The following is a 3564-nucleotide window of genomic DNA, read 5'->3' on the forward strand; positions in this document are numbered from 1 at the left end:
ACTCCATTTTTAGAGAAGGAACAAAGAAACTCTATACCAAGTCAAAAATCTAGCCAAAAATTAGAACAGCTGTGAGACACACCTCCATTTTTAGAGAAGAAACAAAGAGAAAAGAATCGGGAAGAAGCAAATTTCATACCAATGCAAAAATCTACTCAAAAATTTGAACAACTGCCAGACAAAACTCCATTTTTAGAGAAGGAACAAGGAAGAAAGACAAAACAAAAAGAGATTCCCCAAACGTTAATTACTGAGCTGTCTCCAAATCAAAGACTATCAAACACAAGATTTGGAATTGATATTAAACCCAATTAGAACATTTTTAAATGAAAAATTTAGTAGTCAGACGATGTTATGATATAGAAATACTATATTCTAAATTAGCATATTGATAACGAGCAGAGCCAAAAAATAATTATTTATAGTAGTAAAGCTATAGTATAGAGAAATATATATTTTCTACCTATATCGAGAGCATTATAACTCTAGAGTTAGCTCCTATTCATAGAAGAACAGCTCAAAACTACAATACGTCATTGCCTTATAATGGTCAAAATTATATATTTTCGATATCCGATTAGTAAGCATCTGTGTAAAATTAATTTAACCTTTTTAAGGGAGTAGGGAATATAGGGAATAGGAGAAAAATCTAATTGTACATGACCAAGTAAATAAAAAATAATTTTGCCTACCTAATTAAAGCCATCACTAAATATACAATTAATTTTGCTTGACTACTTATAAATATCAATCGATCGAGACTAACCTAAAACCACTATAGAACCCATTTGATATCTTTATGAAAGAGTATAATGGATAATAAATGCCATACTCAAGTAGCTTGACAGATAGAAAAAGGACATCATCTTCGTCAAGAAGCAACTTGTTTGGGCAGTGTCCCCAAAAGCTGTTAGTCGTCTTTACCAACAAGAACAATGGTCAGGAGTTCTGGCGTATTGTGATTGTTGAAAGAATTCACCATACGCAAGAATCAAAGTACGAATACCCTGTTTAACACGGCACTGAATAAAACTGAACTTTCCTGAATAAAACTGAATTTAAAATTTACTGAACTTTCCTGAATAAACCTGTATTGTTTTTACCGTAATAATTCGGTATAAGTAATATTAACAAAGGAACTAAAATGGTTTCTACATAATAGATATAGTGAATGAAAATAATAAAGTCTTTAGAAGTAGTGTTTAAAACTCATGGGTTGCCTAAATCCAGGTACTCAAAAAATGAATTACTAAGTAATTTGCCACTACTTTCAAGAGAAGACTAAATTAAAAAGATAGTGCAAGTCAGTTGGAGATATAAAAAATGACAGGATTATTTCAAATCGGTGATAAATTATTGCAAGCCCAAGATATTCCATCGTTATTACAACGTTATCAGTTAATGCCTCATTTTTTACGAGGCGTAATAATTGACCAAGCGATCGCTAACTTGACTTGCACAGAAGAGGAAAAAAGGACGGCCTTAGAAAAATTTGAGACCCAATACCAGTTAAATAACCCCGAAACGAAACAAGCATGGCTGAAAAGCCAAAACATGACCCAAGAACAACTAGAAGAAATGGCAATCAGGCCAATATTACTGGAAAAATTTAAACAACAAACTTGGAGTAACCAAGTAGAAAGATATTTTCTTACCCGCAAGAGCAGCTTAGACCAAGTAGTTTACTCTCTAATTAGGACAAAAAATCCCGGTCTAGCCCACGAACTATACTTTCGCATAGTAGAAGGAGAGCAAACTTTTGCAGAAATTGCTCGTCAATATTCTGAAGGTCCAGAAGGGCGAACAGGAGGCTTGTTAGGTCCTGTTCCCCTAAGTCAACCACACCCTTCTATAGGTAAAATTTTATCAGTAAGTCAACCTGGTCAGATATGGACACCACGTCCATTAACAGAATGGACAGTAATTATTAGGTTGGAAAAATTTATCCCAGCACAACTTGATGAGTCAATGCGCCAAAATCTAATGAATGAATTACTAGAAAGTTGGATCAGAGAACAAATGGGAAAAATAGGCACCCTTAAGCCATTACGTTCAGATGTATCAGATGTAAAAGTTTAAAAGTTTAGAGGTGAAGAATTTATATCATCTGAATCGTGATTGACTATGAAGTAAGGTTTCAAGCCTTCCCTTTATGGGATAAAAAAGGAAATTTCGGATTTTCTTCCCTCTAACTTCAGCTAAAGGTAATGGTAAATGAAATGAAACCTTAACTTTAGGATGTTCCCATCGCAAAATTTGGGTTTCTGTTGTTTCTTACCTCCTGGGTCGTAGCTACGCTAAGACACAGAGAAGTTTCCTCTAGCTTCTTGGGTGGTAGCTGCGCTATTAGAGGAGCTTATTTTTTCATGTGACGCAGCTAAACACTGACACAGAACTTACCTATAAGGTCAAACTTGTTTTCGGTCTTAAGCTTACTCAATAGACTTTGACTATAACCGCGATTACCTTAGCAGATTATGGTCGGAAGTGCAATATTAACTGGTCTTCCAATATGATGCTCTTGCTCTGTGTCAAGAGAGCGTCGATCATTGACCAAAGTTATGATAAATACCTAATTATCTAATTAAAAATTCGGACAATCAACACTTATCCTCCAAATCAAATATAGTGAAATAATATAAACTAGATGGCTACTTCTTCGACAATATCAAGAGCACAAGTACAAGAATTTCTGGCAAATAAGCCACCATTTAACAAACTTTCAGAAAATGCCCTGAAAACTCAATTAGTAGGCAAGTGTCAACTGCTTGGCTACAAAAGTGGCCAACCATTATTTGAAAGAGAAAAAATGCCTACCCAGATAGCAATCATCTATCAGGGTCAGGCACGAGTATTAGGTTATGACCAGCAATCCCAACGTCACATCAGTCTGCAATTGGTAGGACCAGGAGAAATCCTAGGTTGGGCAGGGTTGCTGCGAGGAATGCCTTGTGAAACAGCACTTGCCTCAACAGACTTAATCGCTGTTACTCTACCAGCAGCAGATTTCTTGGCAATACTAGAAACAGAACCAGAATTTGGAGAAGTCTTTCTCGAATGTCCGGCAATAAGTGAAGTATTTGAACTACTAAGCCAAGAATTTGCTAGAAGAGCTGAGGTTAATAGTAACCTTAAAGAACTAGCTAAAAACGTTGTTCACAATACTTTAGTAGTAAACCTACCGAAAGGAGACAATAAAACTAAGGAATTAGAATCCATCCTCGACCCAGAAAAAATCTGGCTAGTCAGTAGTGGGATAGTAGCAGATTTTCCCCCAGGCAGTCAGGTAGTTTTGGATAGAGCAGGTAGATCTATAAAAGTAGAAGGAGAAAGAGGCGCAAGACTTATAGGACTTCCTGAACAACAACAGGAGGAATCAACGATAGAAAATGGGGCCGAAACTGGTCAACTAGCACCCCTGGATTTATCTATGGTTCCCCAAGCACCAGCACGTCCACCAGAGACTAACGTTGTTCAAGATACCCCATCAAAAAAGTACCCAATCTTTCGCGCTAAGGGAGAAATAGCAGCTCCTTTAGCTTGCTTCCAGATGTTGGCGAAACA

3 protein-coding genes are annotated in these 3564 nt (G+C 36.4%); all 3 read left to right on the forward strand.

Translation table 11 applies throughout. The features are described from left to right. The first annotated feature begins 141 nt into the window (after positions 1–141). Positions 142–315 carry a hypothetical protein gene (locus F6K22_RS35765; RefSeq protein ID WP_293109339.1) on the forward strand — a complete coding sequence of 58 codons (174 nt, stop codon included), beginning with the start codon at positions 142–144 and terminating at the stop codon, positions 313–315. Between the two features lie 1008 nt (positions 316–1323). Next, positions 1324–2079, forward strand: coding sequence for a peptidylprolyl isomerase (locus tag F6K22_RS35770; protein WP_293109341.1), 756 nt, complete (start codon positions 1324–1326; stop codon positions 2077–2079). A gap of 568 nt (positions 2080–2647) precedes the next feature. Beyond that, positions 2648–3564, forward strand: a 917-nt coding sequence (locus F6K22_RS35775; RefSeq protein ID WP_293109343.1) for a cyclic nucleotide-binding domain-containing protein, incomplete at its 3' end; no start/stop codon positions are given.

It is taken from the genome of Okeania sp. SIO2F4 (assembly GCF_010672385.1).
Classification (GTDB): domain Bacteria; phylum Cyanobacteriota; class Cyanobacteriia; order Cyanobacteriales; family Microcoleaceae; genus Trichodesmium.